This is a genomic window from Arthrobacter sp. DNA4, assembly GCF_024362385.1.
Lineage (GTDB): Bacteria > Actinomycetota > Actinomycetes > Actinomycetales > Micrococcaceae > Arthrobacter.
Genome location: NZ_CP101466.1, coordinates 4,070,356 through 4,088,329, shown reverse-complemented (window position 1 = coordinate 4,088,329; position 17,974 = coordinate 4,070,356). Strand labels below are relative to the sequence as shown.

General features: G+C 68.0%; 16 protein-coding genes and 1 pseudogene. 10 read left to right on the top strand and 7 right to left on the bottom strand.

Annotated features, from left to right (window positions below; genetic code table 11):
* Window positions 1-47: 47 nt before the first annotated feature.
* Window positions 48-3,534: pseudogene (locus tag NMQ03_RS18950) on the bottom strand (SNF2-related protein).
* Window positions 3,535-3,753: 219 nt separating this feature from the next.
* On the opposite strand from NMQ03_RS18950, the gene NMQ03_RS18945 reads away from it, so the two are divergent.
* From NMQ03_RS18945 to NMQ03_RS18930, 4 genes are all read left to right on the top strand, one after another.
* Window positions 3,754-4,365 (top strand): hypothetical protein, encoded by a 612-nt coding sequence (locus NMQ03_RS18945; protein WP_255173483.1) that lies wholly within the window; start codon window positions 3,754-3,756, stop codon window positions 4,363-4,365.
* 165 nt (window positions 4,366-4,530) lie between these two features.
* The gene (locus tag NMQ03_RS18940) at window positions 4,531-5,241 is read left to right on the top strand and encodes a protein tyrosine phosphatase (protein WP_255173482.1); all 711 of its coding nucleotides are present in this window, start codon (window positions 4,531-4,533) and stop codon (window positions 5,239-5,241) included.
* 171 nt (window positions 5,242-5,412) lie between these two features.
* Complete coding sequence (locus NMQ03_RS18935; RefSeq protein ID WP_255173481.1) at window positions 5,413-5,991, top strand: RNA polymerase sigma factor; 579 nt, start codon at window positions 5,413-5,415, stop codon at window positions 5,989-5,991.
* A complete protein-coding gene (locus NMQ03_RS18930) occupies window positions 5,984-6,793 on the top strand; it encodes a hypothetical protein (RefSeq protein WP_255173480.1) in 810 nt (269 codons plus the stop codon). The genes NMQ03_RS18935 and NMQ03_RS18930 overlap by 8 nt, the downstream gene beginning before the upstream one ends.
* Window positions 6,794-6,841: 48 nt before the next feature.
* On the opposite strand, the gene NMQ03_RS18925 is transcribed toward NMQ03_RS18930, so the two are convergent.
* The gene (locus NMQ03_RS18925; protein ID WP_255173479.1) at window positions 6,842-7,393 is read right to left on the bottom strand and encodes a hypothetical protein; all 552 of its coding nucleotides are present in this window, start codon (window positions 7,391-7,393) and stop codon (window positions 6,842-6,844) included.
* Between the two features lie 305 nt (window positions 7,394-7,698).
* Between NMQ03_RS18925 and NMQ03_RS18920 the strand changes: the two genes are divergently transcribed.
* Both NMQ03_RS18920 and NMQ03_RS18915 read left to right on the top strand, forming a co-directional pair.
* Window positions 7,699-8,199: a sigma-70 family RNA polymerase sigma factor gene (locus NMQ03_RS18920; RefSeq protein WP_255173478.1), complete on the top strand. Its 501-nt coding sequence runs from the start codon at window positions 7,699-7,701 to the stop codon at window positions 8,197-8,199.
* Window positions 8,196-8,870: an anti-sigma factor gene (locus NMQ03_RS18915; RefSeq protein WP_255173477.1), complete on the top strand. Its 675-nt coding sequence runs from the start codon at window positions 8,196-8,198 to the stop codon at window positions 8,868-8,870. Before NMQ03_RS18920 ends, NMQ03_RS18915 begins: the two co-directional genes overlap by 4 nt.
* Here NMQ03_RS18915 and NMQ03_RS18910 read toward each other — a convergent pair.
* Complete coding sequence (locus NMQ03_RS18910; RefSeq protein WP_255173476.1) at window positions 8,857-9,384, bottom strand: SRPBCC family protein; 528 nt, start codon at window positions 9,382-9,384, stop codon at window positions 8,857-8,859. The two genes, NMQ03_RS18915 and NMQ03_RS18910, sit on opposite strands and share 14 nt — an antisense overlap.
* Before the next feature lie 27 nt (window positions 9,385-9,411).
* A complete protein-coding gene (locus NMQ03_RS18905) occupies window positions 9,412-10,230 on the bottom strand; it encodes a DUF1206 domain-containing protein (RefSeq protein ID WP_255175671.1) in 819 nt (272 codons plus the stop codon).
* A 215-nt stretch (window positions 10,231-10,445) separates the two neighbouring features.
* On the opposite strand from NMQ03_RS18905, the gene NMQ03_RS18900 reads away from it, so the two are divergent.
* On the top strand, window positions 10,446-12,026 hold the full coding sequence (locus NMQ03_RS18900; RefSeq protein WP_255173475.1) for a hypothetical protein: 1,581 nt from the start codon (window positions 10,446-10,448) through the stop codon (window positions 12,024-12,026).
* Between the two features lie 5 nt (window positions 12,027-12,031).
* Window positions 12,032-12,478, top strand: a complete 447-nt coding sequence (locus NMQ03_RS18895; RefSeq protein ID WP_255173474.1) for a hypothetical protein — start codon at window positions 12,032-12,034, stop codon at window positions 12,476-12,478.
* 15 nt (window positions 12,479-12,493) lie between these two features.
* Here NMQ03_RS18895 and trmB read toward each other — a convergent pair whose 3' ends face one another.
* Window positions 12,494-13,417 carry a tRNA (guanosine(46)-N7)-methyltransferase TrmB gene (gene trmB, locus NMQ03_RS18890; protein WP_255173473.1) on the bottom strand — a complete coding sequence of 308 codons (924 nt, stop codon included), beginning with the start codon at window positions 13,415-13,417 and terminating at the stop codon, window positions 12,494-12,496.
* Between the two features lie 78 nt (window positions 13,418-13,495).
* Entirely contained in the window at window positions 13,496-14,080 is a 585-nt protein-coding gene (locus tag NMQ03_RS18885; protein ID WP_255173472.1) for a hypothetical protein, read from the bottom strand.
* 137 nt (window positions 14,081-14,217) lie between these two features.
* On the opposite strand from NMQ03_RS18885, the gene NMQ03_RS18880 reads away from it, so the two are divergent.
* Window positions 14,218-15,564 carry an MFS transporter gene (locus tag NMQ03_RS18880; protein WP_255173471.1) on the top strand — a complete coding sequence of 449 codons (1,347 nt, stop codon included), beginning with the start codon at window positions 14,218-14,220 and terminating at the stop codon, window positions 15,562-15,564.
* Between the two features lie 8 nt (window positions 15,565-15,572).
* On the top strand, window positions 15,573-16,997 hold the full coding sequence (locus NMQ03_RS18875; protein ID WP_255173470.1) for an MFS transporter: 1,425 nt from the start codon (window positions 15,573-15,575) through the stop codon (window positions 16,995-16,997).
* On the opposite strand, the gene NMQ03_RS18870 is transcribed toward NMQ03_RS18875, so the two are convergent.
* Window positions 16,994-17,725, bottom strand: a complete 732-nt coding sequence (locus tag NMQ03_RS18870; protein ID WP_255173469.1) for a cyclopropane-fatty-acyl-phospholipid synthase family protein — start codon at window positions 17,723-17,725, stop codon at window positions 16,994-16,996. The two genes, NMQ03_RS18875 and NMQ03_RS18870, sit on opposite strands and share 4 nt — an antisense overlap.
* Between the last annotated feature and the right edge of the window lie 249 nt (window positions 17,726-17,974).

Here is a 17,974-nt window from a genome sequence, read left to right as displayed (position 1 = left end):
GTTTTGCGTTGGGCACCAGCTTAGACGTTGAGCCCCGGCGGAGGGCCCTACTCCTTGAACAGCCCCGCCAGGTCTTCCGCCGTGATGGCTCCGCCGGCCAGGGCGTCGCCTTCCATGACGTCAGCGAACAGCTGCGACTTCCGGGTCTTCAGCGCCATGACCTTCTCCTCGATGGTGTCCTTGGCCACGAGCCGGTACACCATCACGTTCCGGGCCTGCCCAATGCGGTGGGTCCGGTCCACGGCCTGGGCTTCGGACGCCGGGTTCCACCATGGATCGAGCAGGAAGACGTAGTCGGCCTCGGTGAGGTTCAGGCCGAACCCGCCGGCCTTGAGCGAAATCAGGAACACGGGCGCGCTGCCGTTCTTGAACTCGCTGACCACGTCGGCGCGGTTCCTGGTGCCGCCGTCGAGGTAGCAGTACTCGATCTCTTCCTCGTCCAGCCGCTCCCGCACCTTGCCCAGGAAGCCGGTGAACTGGCTGAAGATCAGTGCCCGGTGCCCCTCGGCCACCAGGTCTTCGAGCTGCTCGAACAGCACATCCAGCTTGGAGGACCGCACCGCGGACAGGGAAGGGTCCACCAGCGACACGTCCAGGCTGAGCTGCCGCAGCAGGGTCAGCGACTGGAAAATGGTGAACCGGTTCTTGTTGACGTCCTCGATCAGCCCGAGGATCTTCTGCCGTTCGCGCTGCAGGTGCGTCTGGTAAACCTTCTGGTGCCGCGGATTCAGCACCACTTCCAGGATCTGTTCCTGTTTGGGCGGCAGGTCCTTGATCACCTGGTCCTTGGTGCGGCGCATCATCAGCGGCCGGACCCGGCGCCGGAGCTTCTCCAGTTGCCCCTTGTCGCCGTTCTTCTCCACCGGCTTCTGGTAGTACTCGGCGAAGCGCTTGGGGCTGGAGAACAGGCCCGGCGCCACGATGGACGTCAGCGCCCAGAACTCCATCAGGTTGTTCTCCAGCGGCGTGCCCGTGATGGCAAGCTTGAACGCGGCCGGCAGCTTGCGCGCGCACTGGTAGGCCTTGGACTGGTGGTTCTTCACGAACTGCGCCTCGTCCAGCACCAGCCCGTTCCAGGTACGCGAGGCGTAGGCGTCATAGTCAATCCGGAACAGGGCGTAGGACGTGATCACGATATCTGCCCCGCCCAGGGCCTCCGCCACGCCCTGGCCGCTCTTGGCGAAGGTCTCGCCGACCGTCCGCACGGTCAGCCCGGGGGCAAAGCGGGCGGCTTCGAGGGCCCAGTTGCCCACCACGCTGGTGGGGGCCACCACCAGGAAGGGTGCGACGGCGGCGGGCCGGTTTCCAGGGTCCGCGGCGGCACCGGCGTCGGGCGTCTCCAGGGACGCAGCAGCCGCGACGGCCAGCTCCTTCGCCGCGCACATCAGGGCCAGCGCCTGCACGGTCTTGCCCAGGCCCATGTCGTCGGCCAGGATGCCGCCCAGTCCGTGCTTGTACAGGAAGCTGAGCCAGTTATAGCCCTCCAGCTGGTACGGTCGCAGCTCGGCGTTCAGGGACGACGGCAGCGGCAGCCCGTCCGTGCCGCCCTCCAGGAGTCCGCCCACCGCGGACCGCCAGGCGGCGGCCTGTTCGTCAACGATCCCCAGCTGCGCCAGTTCATCCCACAGCCCGGCCTGGAACCTGCTGATCTGCAGCGGCGCGTCCTTGTTGTCCTGCAGCGACCTGGCTTCCTCGATCAAAGCCCGCAGCTGGTGCAGCTCCGGCAGGTCCAGGGAGAAGTAGGCGCCGCTGGGCAGCAGCATCTTGGTCTGACCGGCGGCGAGGGCCGAGAAGACAGCGGCGAAGGACACGGGCTGGCCCTCCAGTGATATCTGGATGCCCAGGTCGAACCAGTCACGCTGTTCGGTGGCCTTGGTGGAGATCGACACCACCGGCGCTTCCTCGGCCTCGCGGTAGTCGGCGATGTCGCCCACTGTCTCCACGTCCACGTCCAGGGCTTCCCGCAGCCGCGGCAGCACGTCCTCGGTGAAGGCCAGCGTGTCCAGGCCGGTCAGCTCGGCGGACGCCGCCAGCCGGGGAGTGCCCCAGCCGCCCGTCGCCGATTCGCCCAGGGCGGCCACCACATCCCAGGGGTGGCCGATCCCTTCCAGGATGCGGGCCTCGGCGGTGTCGTCGCGGTAGCCGTGGTCGCCGGGGTGGCGCCACAGTGGCTGCGCGGTGACCAGCTTGCCGGTTTTGTAGTGCCACTCCCAGTGCAGCCGCACCCGATGGTCCGCGCCGTAGTTGGCCAGCAGAGAGAGGGTGGGGACGGCCAGTTCGGGCAGTTCCACGGACTCATCGCGGGTTGTCACCCGGGCGGTCTGCTTGAGCTTGGGGTAGAAGCCCGTCAGGAACCGCGACTCGTCCCGGGCCGGGATGTGCAGCATGCTTCCCGCGGTGACGAACGCCAGCAGCTCCTCGCTCAGCCCGTTTTCCAGCGGCGCCAGCGTAATGATGCCGTCTGGGTCGGGGACGCCGGGCAGGGCGGCTTCCCCGGCCGTGAAGAAGAGGCCGTGCGCGGGCCTGCCGATGGTGCCCACCGCCGCCGGATCAACCTCGGCCCCGTCAACGGTGATGGTGGGCGAAAGCTCCAGGCCGCCGTCGGACGCCTCTGCATTGGCGCCGGGCGGCGCCGCCTTTCACGCTGGACGGCTCAGCCACGGGGGTGCCGTACCGGCTGAGGGAAAGTCCGACGGCGGCAGGGGACTCGGCCACCCGTACCGGCTCGGTGCCGCGCGAGTGGACCAGGGCGAGCCCGATCTTCCGGGCATCGGACAGCAGGCTCCACAGGTTCTTGCCGGCGTAGGAGTTCAGGCCCAGCCACAGGCCGGCGGAGTTGTGCATCCGGCTGGCGGAGGAGGAATGGCTTACCAGGAACTCCTGCAGCCATTCCACGTGCGCCTGGTTCGATTCGCGCCGGAAGTTCAGGTAACTCAGGGTGTTCCAGGAAACGTCACCGCGGATCCACTTGCCCTTGGCGCCCATGATGACGGGGCGGACCTTGAGCTGCCGGACGCCGCGAACCGGGTCCCGGCGGCCTGTGTAGGAAAAGTGCGGCGGTGGTTCCTCCACCTCGAACTGCAGGGCCAGGGGAACCCCGCTGGTGGAGGGGGCGGAACCGGGCTGGGAGATCAGCGGACTGAGGGCCTGCTCCCAGTCCGGGAGGGCCGCGGACGGTGCACGGGATACCTGCGTGGAGGTGGACGGTGCCAGCAGCTGCATCCGGATGGAGGGGTTGTCCTCGGCCGCGAACAGCAGGGCCGCGACGTGCTTGCAGTCCTTGCGGACGGGGCAGCTGCAGACGCCCACGGTGCAGCTCCAGCCGCCGGCCTTCCGGACCAGCTTGGCCGTGGTGGAGTAGGGAACTTCCGCGCCGCCCCGGACCTTTCCCAGCATGAGCCCCGTGCCGCCGTCGAACGATATGCCGGAGACCCTGCTTGCCATGGCATACGCCAGCCCGGCCGCCAGCGAGCGGTCGTTGATGGCGGGTGTCTGTATTGCCAGGTCCGCACTTTCGTCCGGTTGGGATGGCATGGTGAGCGCTACTTTCGGCAGGCCACGGCGGAGCCGGGTCCGGTGGGTGGTTATCTGATCCATCTTAGTTCGACGGGCGGCACCCCCATGCCGCCGGCTGCCTGCCCTGGTGGTCCCGAAAACTTCGCTCGACGTTCATTTCCTTCCCGATGCTGGCGTGAACCGGCCGTCGTAGCGTGAAAGCGTCCGGAGCACCGCCCCCGCCGAGCAAGGATTGCCATGACCATCACGCCCCAGCCCGTCGTCCTGACCAGCAGCAGTATCGGAGGCAGGGACGAGGAGGTGGTGGAGGCCAACGCGGCCATCATCGATGCGATGCGCAGGGCCACGCTGCGGCTGGAAGACATGTCTCCGGTGGCCGTCCGAAGCTGCCTGGTGGACTTCTACCTGTCGCAGGCGCTGGAGGGCGGCTTCGCGCAGTACGCCGTCATGGCGGGCGGCCGGATCGCCACCGACCCGCTGGTCCGCGAAGGCATGGCAGGGATGGGGGCCACCGCGCACCTGGACCTGTTTAACCGGGCCGCGGAGGCCTACGGCGTGCTGACCGCCGGAACCGAAGCGTCCTACCTGGCCGGCGGTGCCGGTGACAGCGGGTCCAGTGCCGGCGCCCTCCTCCGGGTCGGGGAGCTTGACGGCGAGTTCGAGGAACTGCTGGAGCACGAGAACATCACAGCCCTCAATGCCCGGTGGCTGCGTGGCCAGCCGGACCTGCTGGTGCTGGACGACGAGGAAGTGGGCCCCTACATCCAGCGGCTCGCTGCCATGGTTCCTGACTTGGCCGAACGTAAAGCAGCCGGTGCCTCAGCTCTGCGGATCGCCGGAGCGCCGTGAAACAGCCGGAGCGGACCGGCGATCCGGAACGCTTCCAGCGATTTGAAGGCAGAAAAAGAAATTTCCAAACACCCGTAACCTTTCCGCAACCGCAGGCGATGTAGTCAGTGATGGGTCCGCCCGGCGGGCCCAGTCCGATGTGTTGTCTAGGTTTTGGAGAAGTAAATGTCTGTGTTCACCGTTCTCGCCACCAGCAAAGTCGCCGCCGGAGTCCTGGCCGCCGGAACCCTGGCAGTAGGAGGAACCGGTGCCGCCGCCGTCTCCGGTGTCCTTCCCGCCCAGGCCCAGCAGACCGCCCACGAACTTTTCGGTGCACCCGCCCCCAAGCTCGCCGCCGAAGCAGCGGCTGACGCGCAGGCCACCCCTGCCCCCTCCGCCACCGCTGCAGTCATCGACGCCGTGAAGAGCGCCGACGCCACCGCAGAGGCCACAGCCAAGGCTTCCGCGTCCGCTGAGGCATCTGACGAAAAGGCCGGCGCCGACGCAACCGGGTCCGCCACGGCCAACACCGCCGTTGATGCAGCCGGTCCCGCCGCCCTGGGCCTGTGCACCGCCTTCACCCACGGCGGCCTGGACGCTTCCTCCAAGGCGTTCTCCTCGCTGTCCATCGCGGCACAGGGTGAGGCGAACATCAAGAGCTACTGCACCGACGTCGTGGCCAAGGCCGACGCCGCAGCCAAGGCCAGTGCCGGAACCAAGGGTTCCGTGTCCGTTGACGCCGCAAAGCCGGAGATCCCCGCCGTTCCGTCCGCTCCTGCAGTGCCCGCCGTTCCGGCCGTCCCGGGCGTCGACGGCGCCAACACCGTTCCTGCTGTTCCTGCCGTTCCCGCCGTGGGTGGCAACACCATCCACACGCCGTCGGTTTCGGCCCGCTAAGGCTCATTGGCTAGTCTGGACTGCGGTTGCGGCCGCAGTCCGGGCAGCCGGGCGGGGGCGCGCACCTTTGGAAGAGCGCCCCTGGCAAACCCGCAAAAAGGCAGCCGGAATACCACGGGAACTGGCAGTCCGAACCGGAAACCGGGACCAGGCGCAAGCCCGGGCCCCGGGATGGAGGAGCCGCTGGTGCTGGACACTTTGGCCCAAGAAGAGATCGACATATTCGACAACGCAGCCGGAACTGATCCGGCCGTGTTGTTCGCTGCTGCCTATCGAACCTTCGCGGGCCCGGTCCACGGGTACCTCAAGGCGCGCGGACTCGATGACCCCGAGGCCGTTACCCAGGACGTCTTTCTGGCCTTCCACTCCAGGATCGGCACGCTCACGGGCGGCCTGCAGGGCGCCAAATCGCTGATCTTCTCAATTGCCCACGCGCGCATGGTGGACCACTACCGACGGGTGGAGCGCAGGCCGCAGCTCACACCGTACGACCCCCAGCATGACGGCCGGACCACGCCGTCCGCGGAGGACCACGCCGTGGAACTGACGGCCGGCGCCGAAGCCATGCTGGAAGGGCTCAGCGAAGAACACCAGGAGGTCCTGGCCCTTCGCGTCGTGGCGGACCTGTCCATCGACCAAGTGGCCGCCATCATGGGCAAGAGCGCCGGAGCCATCAAGCAGCTCCAGCGCCGGGCACTGCAAAACCTCAAGGCACAAACGCTCAAGAGAAACCAGGCACATCATGAGTGACACCGCAGGATCCCGCAACCAGGGGGCTGTCGACCAGCTTTTGCTGGAGGCAGGCATGGACGACGACGGCCAGCTCCGTGACGCCCTGCTCAACCTGCGTGCACTGGCGGCAGAGGCCCCGGCACCCTCCGCCGACATCGCAGCGCTGATGGCAGGCACGTCAACTGCCGCCACCACCGTGCTGCCCGTTGGTGTGCTTACCGCCACCACCGTGCTTCCCACCGCCGGGGCCGCCGCGGACGCCGGGGCAGCTCAACCGAGCCCAGCTCAACCCAACCCACTGAAACCGGCTGATGAACTCGCAGCCCGCCGCAGGGCCAAGCGCCGCATCACGCTCACTACACTCTCGGTGGCTGCCTCGCTCGCTGCCCGCGGCGCAGTGGCTGCCGCCTCCGACCAGGGCTTCCGCGACTCCATCTCCCAGCTGAACCATGCCGTCACCTCGTTCGTAACTGGATCCGCGGCGGCACCTTCCGGCAACGACACCAAACCGGCTCCGGTACCCGGTCCGGCGGGACCCCGGCCGTCGGCAACCAGCAGCGCGGATGCCGTCCCACCGGCACCCGCGCCCGCCTCTGCACCTGCCGCCGCGGCGCCGTCGGGCGTTCCGGCACGGCAGGGAAACACCCCCACTCACGGGACGGCTACGCAGAAGCCTGCCGAAGTTCCCGCGGAGCCTGCACTGCCCACCGACGTGTCGGGGGACGTCAGGAAGGGCCTGGAACAGGGCCCCAAGCTGCCCGTTCCGTTGCCTACCGAGATCCCGCTCCCGGGCAAAACCCCGGACGTTCCCCTGAAGTAGGGCAGGCCCTGGCAGGTCCTGCAGCTCTCCCGGATCGCGGAGCTTTGCCTAGTAGCCCTGGGCCGGCGCTGCCTTGACCGTGGCGCCCGACGGGTCGGACAGGTACCAGACTCCGCCCACGCCCTGGCCCAGGACGTCGCCCGGCTTGGTGTCCTTTGCGAAGTAGTAAAGAGGCATGCCGTTCAAGGTCACCTGTTTCTTGCCGTCAGGCGTGGTGATGGTGCCCAGCTTCCCGGTCACGCCCTCTGCGGTGGGGGATCCCGACGTGGTGGTCAGCGGCGGCCACTGGACCAGGCAGGAACCGGTGCAGGCGCTGCTGCCGGAGTCCTTGGTGTCCTTGGTGAAGAAGTAGAGGCTCATGCCCTTCGCGTCCACGACGATGCTGCCGTCCGGAGAGGAAGCTGTCTTAAGCTCGACGGCGGCACTTGCCTTCGATGAGTGTGCAGAGCCCGACGGTGCCGTGGAGGAGGCACTGGAGGAGGACGCGCCGGTGGTGGCCGGGGCCGTGGCCGCCGGGGTGGTGTCGGCGTTGCTGCCGCAACCGGTGAGGGCTGCCGCCAGGGCCAGGATGGCAAGGCCTGCCCCGAGATGCTGTTTCATGGTGTGCTCCTTGGCTGTGTACTTTCTTGGCTGGTGCCTCTTCGGCCGGGCGCCCGGTTCTGGATCATGGGGCGCTAACCCCTACGACGCCTCCGGGTAAAGAATGGTTCACAGGTACGCTGTGGCGCTGTCCGATTGAACCGATTCCTGTTCCCTGTCGTGGTAACAGCCGGGAGCGCAGATGCCGTGGCGTTCCCCGCGGGCATTGATGTGCCCAGGGCATCGATGTGCGCAGGGCAGTGATCTGGGCGGGGCAGTGTCTGGACGGGACAGTGGCGGGAACGGGCAGTGACGGGAGGAGCGGGATGCCGCTCGACGACAACGTGGTGGAGGCCATCTACCGTGAACACGGCAGCGCCCTGCGCCGGTTCGTGCTCAGCGCCACCCGGGATCCGCAGCTCGCGGAGGACGTGGTCCAGGAAACCGTGCTCCGCGTCTGGCAGCATGCCCCGGAAATCAACGGCAGCTTCCGCAGTTACTTGTACCGCACAGCCAGGAACATCATGATCGACAACTACCGCCGGAGCCAGCGCCGTCCGCACGAGGCGCTGGAAAGCAGCCTTACCGACCCCGCCGAGGTGATGGGCCGCGTTGACGAGCTGCTCAACCGGGTCCTGATGGAGGAAGCGCTGCTGCGGCTGAGCAAGGAACACCGGGACGTCCTGGTGGCCCTTCATTACCGCAGGTTCACCGTCAACGAGGCCGCGGTCCAGCTCAACATCCCCAGCGGTACCGTCAAGTCCCGCGCCTATTACGCCCTCCGGGCCCTGCGCACCATCCTGGACGAAATGGGGGTGGAACGGTGAACACCAACCCGCACCACCTGCTGGGCGCCTACGTTCTGGGCGGCCTTGACCCCGCCGACCTCACCCTGTTCGAGGCGCATCTCCAGGACTGCGCCGCCTGCCGCAAGGAACTGGCGGTACTGGAGAAAGTGCGCATGCTCCTTGATTCCCTTCCCGTTCCTGACGCAGTGGCGCTCAGCGGCATTCCAGGCAGCAGCGCCGTGCCCGGCGGCAGCGAGGGAACTGATGCCAACACCCCGGCGCGCCTGTTCAACGAACTGGCGCACCGCCGTCGGACCTTACGACGGCGGTGGGCGGCTTTGGCCGGGGCTGTTGCCGCCGCGTGCCTGGCTGTGGGCCTGGCCGTGGGGCCCCTGCTCGTCAGGCCGCCGCAGCCGGATGCCACCTATTCCGTGGCGTCCGGCGGAGGGCTCCAGGTGAACATCGACATGGCCCGGAAGACTTGGGGGACCGAACTTGCGGTCAGCGGCAGCAGCCTGCCGGCGGAAGGGACCCTCTCGCTGTGGGTGCGGGACCGGGCAGGCACGGAGGACCGGGCCTGCGCCTGGACTGCAACCCCCAGCGGAAAGGTCAAGGTCACCGGGGCGACGCCCATCCAGCTGGGCAGCATCTCGAGCGTTGAACTGCGCGACGGCGCCCAGCGGGCCGTGGCGGTCATCACCGTTCCCTAGGGCTGCGGGTTCCTGGCCTGGTTGGCTGCTTCACCGGCATTCCCAGTGCCCGGAATTCCGCCACCAGGGCGGGGTCCTCGCAGGCGCGGGCGAAGGCCTCGATCCGGCGTTCGATCTCGTAGCCCAGCAGCCGGCTGCCGATCCCTTCCAAGAGGGGCCGGAGCAAAGCCGGACGGCATGAGAAGGTGTATTTCCAGACCGCCCGGGTGCCGACGTCGTCCGCCGTGAACCGCCAGCCACCGCCAAAGTTCGTGAAGAACCACGGCCCGGCCACCATGGTCATTCCGACGTTCCGTGGCGGTGCGTAGGAGACGTACTGGCTCACCATCACCAGGCCCAGCCGGGACCTGGTCCGGGTGCGGACGCCCTTTCCCGCCGCACGCGCCCCGTCAAGGAAGCCCTGGGCGGAAATAAAGGGGTCCCACTTGAGCCGGAAGTCTCCCGTGGTCTGGGAGAGGGCGAACGCAGTCTCCGGATCGATACGGATAAGGCGTTCAGCGCGTACCTGGGGCATGGCCCCACCTAACCACGCCGCAGGGTGTTACTTGGTCATTTTCGCCAGCCGGGCGCGCATGATCATATACGCGCCGTAGCAGACCAGCCCGGCTCCCACCGCGGCCAGGAGATAGGGGCCCATGGGCTGGTCCCGGAGTGCACGCAGGCCGCCGTCCAGGCCGGTGGAGTCCTCCGGGTGTTCCTTGATGGTGGCGATGACGATGAGCAGCCCCGTCAGCAGCAGTACCAGACCCTTGGCCAGGTAGTAAGCAATGCCCAGGGACAGCACAGCGGTCCGGGCCGCGCCGGCGGCAGGCATCCGCAGCTGCTTCTCGAAGCTTCTCTTGGGGCCCCGCATACCGTAGGCCACCCCCGTAACAGCGACTGCCACGCCGATCACCACCAGCAGTGCCACGCCGCCGGGGGCAGCCATCATGGAAATGGTGAAGTCGCTGGTGGCCTTGCGGTTGTCATCGCCGGTGCCCGTACCCGTGGCGAAATGCCAGAGAGTCAGCGCCAGCACCGCATACACGATTGCCTGCAGCGCGGCCTTGGCTTTGTTCTTGACCTTTTTCTTGGTGGCCTGGTGGTTGAAGTCGAAGATCGCGTCACCGGCCTGCCAGAGTGACAAGGCTGCGCAGGCGGCAAAGCTTCCCCACAGCAGGAACGGCCCCACAGGCATGGTGGCGAGCTCAGCCACGGCGCCGCTGAAATCGGCGTGCCCGGTGCCGCCCATGGACAGGCGGATGGCGATGGCACCCACCAGCAGGTGCAGGATGCCGCTGGCCGCGAACCCGGTCCGGGCCAGGAACTCGAGGACCCGCGAATTGGTGACGTCCTCGGCCTTGTCAACGACCTGCTTCAGTTCTTCTTTGATCGTCTTTCCTTTGGACAGGCGCGGTAGTGCGCCGGTGTGCGTGCCCTTCTTACAAGGCCAATCGTCCCACGCCGCCGGGGCGCGGAACAGTCGGGCGGGCACGCCCGGGCGATGGGGAGGGATCCCCATCGCCCGGTTCCGGCACCTGTGCAACCATAAGGACCAGCGATCGACAAGTACCGCACTCTTTTCCGGGGGAAACCATGACTTTTTACGGCGCAGACATCAGCCAGTTGCGGGCGCTGGCCAAGGCCGCGGACCAGGCAGCCTCACTGTTGAGCAGCCGCACAGGGTCCCTGCACAGCCAGATCCAGTCCGCGCCGTGGAAGGGCCGGGACGGTGAACGGTTCCGCCAGGAGTGGAGTGCCAGCCACCGTCCCAGCCTGGACAAAGTGGTGGCAAGCCTGCGGGAAAACTCGAAAATCCTGATGAAGCATGCCGACGAGCAGGAAAAAGCGTCAACGGCCGGAACCGGCGGCTCCGGCAGCAGCACCTGGGACCGGCTCACCTCGATGGCCGCCCAGGCGAAGGAGTGGTTCAAGGAAAGGGCCGAAGAAGCCAGGGCGGCTGCCGAACACCGCCGGGAGCTCGAAACGGGACTGGACCGGATGCTCAACGCCAGCCCGGAAGAGCAGGCGAAGTGGTGGGCCGGCCTGTCCGATGCCGACCGGGCGTACCTGATCCAGGGCGAGGGCAGCGATGGCCCGTTCGCCGAGGACCTCATGCGCATGGATGGCGGCATTCCGGCGTCCGCGCAGGAGCTGGCAAAACAGCACCTGCAGGACCTGGCCAAAGCAGACATCCCGGTCTACACGGAAACGGGCAAGGCCTCCATCGAAGCCCGGGTTGCCTGGGTCCACGGCGGCGCCGAGGTGGGGACCGAAGTGGTGGAGAACGCCGACGGCTCCGCCACCATGAAGGTGTACGGAAACATGGGCCTGGGCGTCAACGACGCCAGCGGCACGGCGGGGGCGACGCTCACCGGCGAGGTGTCCCGCGAGTACACGTTCGGCAGCGTGGAGGAAGCCATGGCTGCCCGCGGGCAGATGTACCGCGACCTTCCGCCGGACAGCATCGGTGAAATCAAGGATGTGACCGGCAACCCGCCCGGATACATTCTGGACACCATCAATGATGCGGCGAAGGACAACGGCTCCACCGGACAGACGGACAAGGCCAAGGGCACGTTCTCGCTCGATGCCAGCGGCGAGTCCGGCACGGCGTCCGGCGGGGCGAAGCTCGATCTTGCGTATGAGCGGAACCTGACGGACGGTACTTCCACAGCCAGCGGGGAGGTTTCCGCCCAGGGCCAGCTCAAGCTGGACGGCCGGGTCTTCGAGGCCTCCGGCAAGGGCGGCCTGCAGGTCAACATGGACAAGGACAACAACATCGATTCCGTGTCCGTCTCCATGGACGGGACCGTGGCCCAGGGCGTCACGTCCGGTGTGAAGACCGAGGCTGCGAAGTTCGATTCCACCGTGACGGCCGGTACCCAGGGCAGCGTCAGGATCGATGTCGATTACTCGCCCGAGAACCGCCCGGTCATCGACAGCTACCTGCGCAACGTGGCCCTGGGGAATGATGCGGGTGCCGCCCGAGATGCCGCCCGGCTGTACGAGGCCGGCTCCGCCACCGTGCAGGTGAACTCCGTCGTGACGGCCACCAACGAGGCCGGGTTCGACGTCAAGGTGGGTGAAGTGGACGTCAAGACCGAGAACCAGGCCACCACCAATGTGTCCACGTACTATAAAGTCCCCAACGACACCAAGCTCGAGAGGCTCTGAAACCAATGTCAGTGCACATCGAATCCCCGCTGGGCTTCACCGCAGATTTTCCCGAGCACACCCAGGTCCTGGAGGATTCCACGGCCGGGCCCAACAGCGAACAGTACGGCCTGCTGGGCGGCGTCCTGGTCACCGTCATCAAGGATGACACCTCCGTGCAGGATGCGCCGCAGGCCAACGGCTGGGCGCACCTGATGGCTGACTTCTACCTTGAGGACCGCGGCGGCACCCTCCTGGCGGAGGGCGAGTTGAACCTGCCCGGCAAGGCGGCCTACGCCGTGGTGGTGGGATATGACGACGACGGCGGCCCCGCCAAGGTGGCGGCCACAGTGGGCGTGTGGGAAAGCGGCCGGTTCATCGGTGTCGTGGTCGTCTGGCCCTACCTGAACCCGGAAGCGGAACCGCGCCTGGCCATGCTCAAGGAGATCGTGGCCGCCATCAACGTCGGCTAGGGGCGTCCCCGGGCGTCAGCGGCGCCGGTAGCAGAGATCGAAGATCAGCCGCCCGGCCTCGTGGGCCTTTGCCTCGAAGCTGGTCCGGATCCTGCCCTCGAAGCGGGGAGCCCAGCCGCCTGTTTCGTCCACGCCCTCGTTGGGCCCGGTGTGTTCCGTGCTGACCGGGGCGCGCCCCTCACGTACCGGCGCCCCGCCGACTACCGATTCGACGCCGGACTGCCACACCTGCGTCAGGGGGCTTTCGGGGCCGCGGCGCTCGCCGGTGTGCAGGTTTTCGAAGTCTCCCGAACCCGCCATGACGTCCCGGACGTGGACAGCGTAGTTTGACCAGTCGGTGGCGATCCGGAACAGGCCTCCCGGCTTCAGCGCCCGTGCCGCAAGCCCGGCGAACTCGGGCTGGATGAGGCGGCGCTTATGGTGCCGCGACTTGTGCCAGGGGTCCGGGAAGAAGACCCACAGTTCGCTGACCGAGCCTTCGGGCAGCATGGTGGCCAGGACCTCGGGTGCGTTTGCTTCCACCACGCGGACGTTGTTCAAGCCCCTGCTGTTGATCTTGATAATCGTGTTGGCCAGCCCCGGCGTGTAGACCTCCACGGCCAGGAAATTGGTGTCCGGGTTCTGTTCCGCCGCATGGCAGATGGCGTCGCCGAGTCCGGATCCGATCTCGACGATGAGCGGGGCTTCACGGCCGAATTCTGTGGCTGCGTCAAAGGTGTAGTCGGGGTGGACGGAAGTGTTGGCTACATGCCGTGGCACGTTGACTGCCCACCGCTCGGCGTGCTCGGCCCAGGCGGCCTGCCGGCGCCCCTGAAGCCTGGTGCCGCGGCGCACGAAACTGACGGGGCGGCCGCCGTACGTGCCGAAGGAGGCCTGGGTGCCGGGCGTCACGGGCCTGGGGACATGCGGCTGCTGGGGGTTTTCAGGGGATTCGCTCATCCCTTCCAGAATAGCGCCGCGGCGACGATGGACGATCGGAACGCCCTGGATACGCCTGTGCCCGGAGCACTCCGATGCTCAGAACACGCCTATGAGGTCGAGTGCGGGACCGAGTGCCAGGGCGAAGACCACGCCGCAGATGCAGAGGGCAACTGCCGCCACGGACCGGCTTCCTGATCCCCGTGGCAACTGTTTCAGTGCCGGGAGTGCCAGCCGGAGACCGAGGAAGGCGAAGAGGAGAGGCAGGCTGAGCAGCACGAAGGGAGCTACCCAGGGAGTGCGGGAGTAGCCGTTGTCCGAATAGGTCAGGAGCATGGCCAGCCCGGCGAACGGTCCCGTCAGGAGCATGCTGACCGGGGCAAGGATCGCCAGGACCAGGCTGTTCGTCGCTTTATGACCGGGCGCTCCCGGCGGCTGACCAGGGCCGCCGTGGAAGGGAGGCGGCCCCGTCCCGTCCGCCGGTGCGTTCTCCGGCGATGCGCCCTCCAGCCCTGCACTTTCCGACGCTGTGCCCTCCAACTCCGTGCCCTCCAGCCTTGCGCTTTCCGACGCTGTGCCCTCCAACTCCGTGCCCTCCAACTCCGTGCCCTCCAGTGGTCCACCCTTCAGCGTCCGGCTCTCGGGCGGGGCGGGGCGTGATCCCGGCTGCGGTGTCGTTTCCATGGTGCTCCCGTTGCTAGGTGCGGCCAGGTACGTGGCCGCGGCTGGTAACAACCTACGAATCTGCCTGGAGCGCCGGAAGGTGCGCACGTCCGTATGTGGAAAACTCCACGCCGGTGCCCGCCTGCAAGAATGGGCGGATGACCGACGCAACGAATGCCGAACCGGGGATGCAGCAGCGAAGGGCTGACTCCGGGGAAGCCCATGACCGGACCAGGACGGGCAGCAGCCTGGTGGACCTCAGCACCCTGGTGGATGCAGAAATTGATGAGCTGCCGCCTGCTGAACCCACCCGCGTGGGCAGCCGGCGCGCCCTGGCATATCTGGGTGTGTGCCTGGTCCTGATCGGCCTGAACCTGCGCAGCGTCTTTTCCAGCCTCTCCGCCGTCCTGCCGGAAGTGACATCGCAGGCCGGGCTGCCCGGCTGGTCCGTGGTGGTGCTGACCACGGTTCCCGTGACACTGCTGGGCGTGTTCGCACCCGTCGCCCCGGTCCTGGCCCGGCGGTTCGGCGCGGAGCGTGTGCTGCTGGGCGCCATGGCACTGCTGACCGCTGGACTGCTGCTGCGGCCGGTGGACACCGGGGCAGCCGCCGGCGGTTCGGGCCACCTGCCGGCCCTCCTCGTTGGAACGGCAGCCTGCGGGGCGGCAATCGCCCTGTGCAACGTGCTCCTCCCCGGGCTGGTGAAGCGCGACTTCCCGCACCGGCTGGGGCTCATGGGCGGCCTCTACACCACCGCGATCTGCGCATCAGCCGCCCTCGGGGCCGGCTTCACCTACCCGGTCTACACGGCGACGGGGGAGTGGACCAAGGCGCTGTGGGTCTGGGCGCTGCCCGCCGCCGTCGTCCTCTTGTTGTTCCTTCCCGTTGCCGTGCGGCAGGGAAGTGTCCGGCACCAGGCCGTCAAGGACGGCGTGAATGTGTGGCGCTCACCGGTCGCCTGGCAGGTCACTATTTTCATGGTGCTGCAGGCCATGATGTCCTTCAGTGGCTTCGCCTGGCTGGCGCCGATCCTCCGCGAAAGGGGCGTGGACGGGGCCACCGCAGGGCTGATCGTTGCCGTGTGTATCGTGCTGCAGATGCTGGGCTCCCTGTTCGCGCCGGCCCTTGCTGCGAGGTTCCGCGACCAGCGCGCCATCAACACGGTGGTGGCACTGATGACCGGCGGGGGATTCGTGCTGAGCATCCTCGGCCCGCTCAACCTCATCTGGGTGTGGGCCGGCCTGCTGGGACTGGGGCAGGGAAGCCTCACCGCCGCCGCATTGACCCTGATCATGCTCCGCACCCGTGACGGGCACACCGCCGCCCACCTCTCCGGCATGATGCAGGGTGTGGGCTACGGAGTTGGCTCCACGGGCACCCTCATGGTGGGCCAGCTCCACCAGGCAACGGGGTCCTTCGTTCCCGCCGGGGTCCTGTTCATGGTGGTGGGCCTGCTCGCGGCGGTCTTTGGCTACCGGTCCGGCCGGAACCGGTTCGTGGAGTAGGAACCGGTGTGCAGGACTCCACGCTCCCGGGAACCCGCGACGCCGCCGGGATCTTCCGGCCACCATACCTTTGGGTGACCGTGGGAACCTGCGCCCTGGTGTTCCTGGCCGCCTTCGAATCCCTTGCCGTGACCACCATCATGCCCCTGGTCAGCCGGGAGTTGAACGGCGGAAGCCTCTACGCGCTGGCCTTTGCGGGGCCCATGGCCACGGGCGTGATCGGCATGGTGGGAGCCGGAAACTGGTCAGACCGCCGAGGGCCGGCCGCGCCGCTGTATGCCTCGGTGGCGCTGTTCGTGCTGGGCCTGCTCATCGCGGGCAGCTCGGCGTCCATGCCCATGCTCGTGGCGGGGCGCCTGGTGCAGGGGCTGGGCGGCGGCGCCCTCACGGTCGCGCTGTACGTGCTGGTGGCGCGGTTCTTCCCGGGCCCCCTCCACCCTCGGATCTTCGCTGCGTTTTCGGCCGCCTGGGTGGTCCCGTCCCTGGTGGGACCCTTCGCCGCAGGTGTGGTGGCGCAGGTCTTCAGCTGGCACTGGGTGTTCCTGGGGGTGGTGGGCCTGGTCATTCCGGCGCTCGCGATGATCGTGCCCGTGCTGCGCGGACTGGACGGACCCGACGCGGAGGGGCGGCCGGCCGGGACGGGCCAACCCGACGAAACCGCACAGCCGTGGGCCCTGGGCCGGCTGGGATGGGCGGCACTGGCCGCGCTCGCCGTGCTGGGGCTCAATCTCTCCGCGGACGCCAGCATCCCCGGCTTCCCGGCAGCCACGGCACTCCTGGCGCTCGCCGCCGTCGTCCTTGCCCTGGTGGCTGTGCGCCCTTTGGTGCCCTCCGGCACCCTCGCCGCCCGCCGCGGCCTGCCCAGCGTCATCCTTGCCCGGGGGCTTGCATCGGCCTCGTTCTTCGGCGCCGAGGTCTACCTTCCGTATCTCCTGATCGACCAGTATTCGTTCCCGCCCACACTGGCCGGCCTGACCCTCACCGGCGGCGCGCTGGCATGGGCGGGGGCCGCCGCTGTGCAGGGCCGGATGGGCACACGGCTGCCGCACCGCCGCGCCGTCCAGTCCGGTTCGCTCATGGTCCTGGCCGCAATAACCCTGGCCCTGGCCACCACCGCGCTGCACTGGCCGCCCGCCACCGCCATCGCAGGCTGGGTGCTGGCAGGGGGCGGCATGGGCCTGCTCTACCCCCGCCTGAGCGTGATGACCCTGGCCCTGTCCACTAAGGAGAACGAAGGCTTCAACAGCTCCGCCATGTCCATCTCAGACTCGCTGGGCGGCGCGCTGTCCCTGGCCACCACCGGGATTGTGTTCGCGGCATTCACGACGCCGGTCCAGTCCTTCGCAGGGGTCTTCGCCTTCACCGCCGCCATCGGGGTCGCCGCGGTCCTGGTGGCACCGCGCGTCACCGCCGGGGGGCGCGTGGGCGGCTAGGAAAGGCGGGTGGCGCGCACGATGACGTCGGCGATGGTGGCCTCCTGCCCTTCCGGCCCGGTCACTGGGCGCTCCCGGCTGGTGAGGACCTCCAGCTGCCATCCGGGCTGATCCAGTCCCAGTTCCCGCACCAGCTGGTTCCCGGTGTAGAACATGCCTTCATGGTGGTGCCCCGGACCCCACGGCGGCAGCCGGTCCGGGTGGTGGCCCACCACCAGCAGCGTTCCGCCCGGTTTGACGGCCGAGGCCGCGGTGCGCAGCGGGATCCGCCAGTCCAGCTCCTGGGAATGCAGGAACTGCGACGTCACCAGGTCATAGGAATCTTCCGCCTGCCACTGCGTCAGGTCCGCCAGCTGCCACGTGATCCGGCTTTCCATATTGCCGTTCGAGGCGTGCACGCTTTCCCGCGCCAGTTCGGCCAGTTCGTGGGAGCGGGCCCGTTCCAGGGCAACGGCGGAGACGTCGACCGCGGTCACGGACCAGCCTTGCTGAGCCAGCCAGATGGCGTCGGCGCCCTCGCCGCATCCCAGTTCCAGTGCCTTCCCGGGCCGCAGGCCACCGGCCTCCCGGACCAGCTGCGGGTTCGGCTTCCCGCTCCACAGCCTTGCTTTGCTGCGATACCTCTCGTCCCAGGCGGAAGCCGCGTCACTGCCGCCGCCGCCCCCTTCCGGCGACGTGCCGCCGTCGTGCGCGTGCCCTTCGTGCTGGGTGTCCTGGTGCTCGCTCATGCCTCAACACTGCCCCGCCGTGCCCCCGAAGGCAACGCCGACGACGGGTTCCCGGCGCGGGGATGATAGACTGGGGGAACTTGATGTGCAGTGATGCCGCCTGCTCCGGATCTGGAGGTTCCTTTCCAGGGAGTGGGCTTTCTTCATGTGAGAGGCACATCCTGCGTCGATGAACGCGTTCCATTTGGTCCCGACCGGCTGTCCTTATTTACAGCGCCCGGTTGATCACCTGACTTTTCTTCGGCGAAA

Coding starts and splice junctions, on each gene's coding strand:
- NMQ03_RS18925 (WP_255173479.1), bottom strand. CDS start 7,393: ATGAAACAGCATCTCGGGGCAGGCCTTGCCATCCTGGCCCTGGCGGCA.
- NMQ03_RS18935 (WP_255173481.1), top strand. CDS start 5,413: ATGGAGGAGCCGCTGGTGCTGGACACTTTGGCCCAAGAAGAGATCGAC.
- NMQ03_RS18880 (WP_255173471.1), top strand. CDS start 14,218: ATGACCGACGCAACGAATGCCGAACCGGGGATGCAGCAGCGAAGGGCT.
- NMQ03_RS18895 (WP_255173474.1), top strand. CDS start 12,032: ATGTCAGTGCACATCGAATCCCCGCTGGGCTTCACCGCAGATTTTCCC.
- NMQ03_RS18885 (WP_255173472.1), bottom strand. CDS start 14,080: ATGGAAACGACACCGCAGCCGGGATCACGCCCCGCCCCGCCCGAGAGC.
- NMQ03_RS18930 (WP_255173480.1), top strand. CDS start 5,984: ATGAGTGACACCGCAGGATCCCGCAACCAGGGGGCTGTCGACCAGCTT.
- trmB (WP_255173473.1), bottom strand. CDS start 13,417: ATGAGCGAATCCCCTGAAAACCCCCAGCAGCCGCATGTCCCCAGGCCC.
- NMQ03_RS18940 (WP_255173482.1), top strand. CDS start 4,531: ATGTCTGTGTTCACCGTTCTCGCCACCAGCAAAGTCGCCGCCGGAGTC.
- NMQ03_RS18870 (WP_255173469.1), bottom strand. CDS start 17,725: ATGAGCGAGCACCAGGACACCCAGCACGAAGGGCACGCGCACGACGGC.
- NMQ03_RS18910 (WP_255173476.1), bottom strand. CDS start 9,384: ATGCCCCAGGTACGCGCTGAACGCCTTATCCGTATCGATCCGGAGACT.
- NMQ03_RS18900 (WP_255173475.1), top strand. CDS start 10,446: ATGACTTTTTACGGCGCAGACATCAGCCAGTTGCGGGCGCTGGCCAAG.
- NMQ03_RS18945 (WP_255173483.1), top strand. CDS start 3,754: ATGACCATCACGCCCCAGCCCGTCGTCCTGACCAGCAGCAGTATCGGA.
- NMQ03_RS18920 (WP_255173478.1), top strand. CDS start 7,699: ATGCCGCTCGACGACAACGTGGTGGAGGCCATCTACCGTGAACACGGC.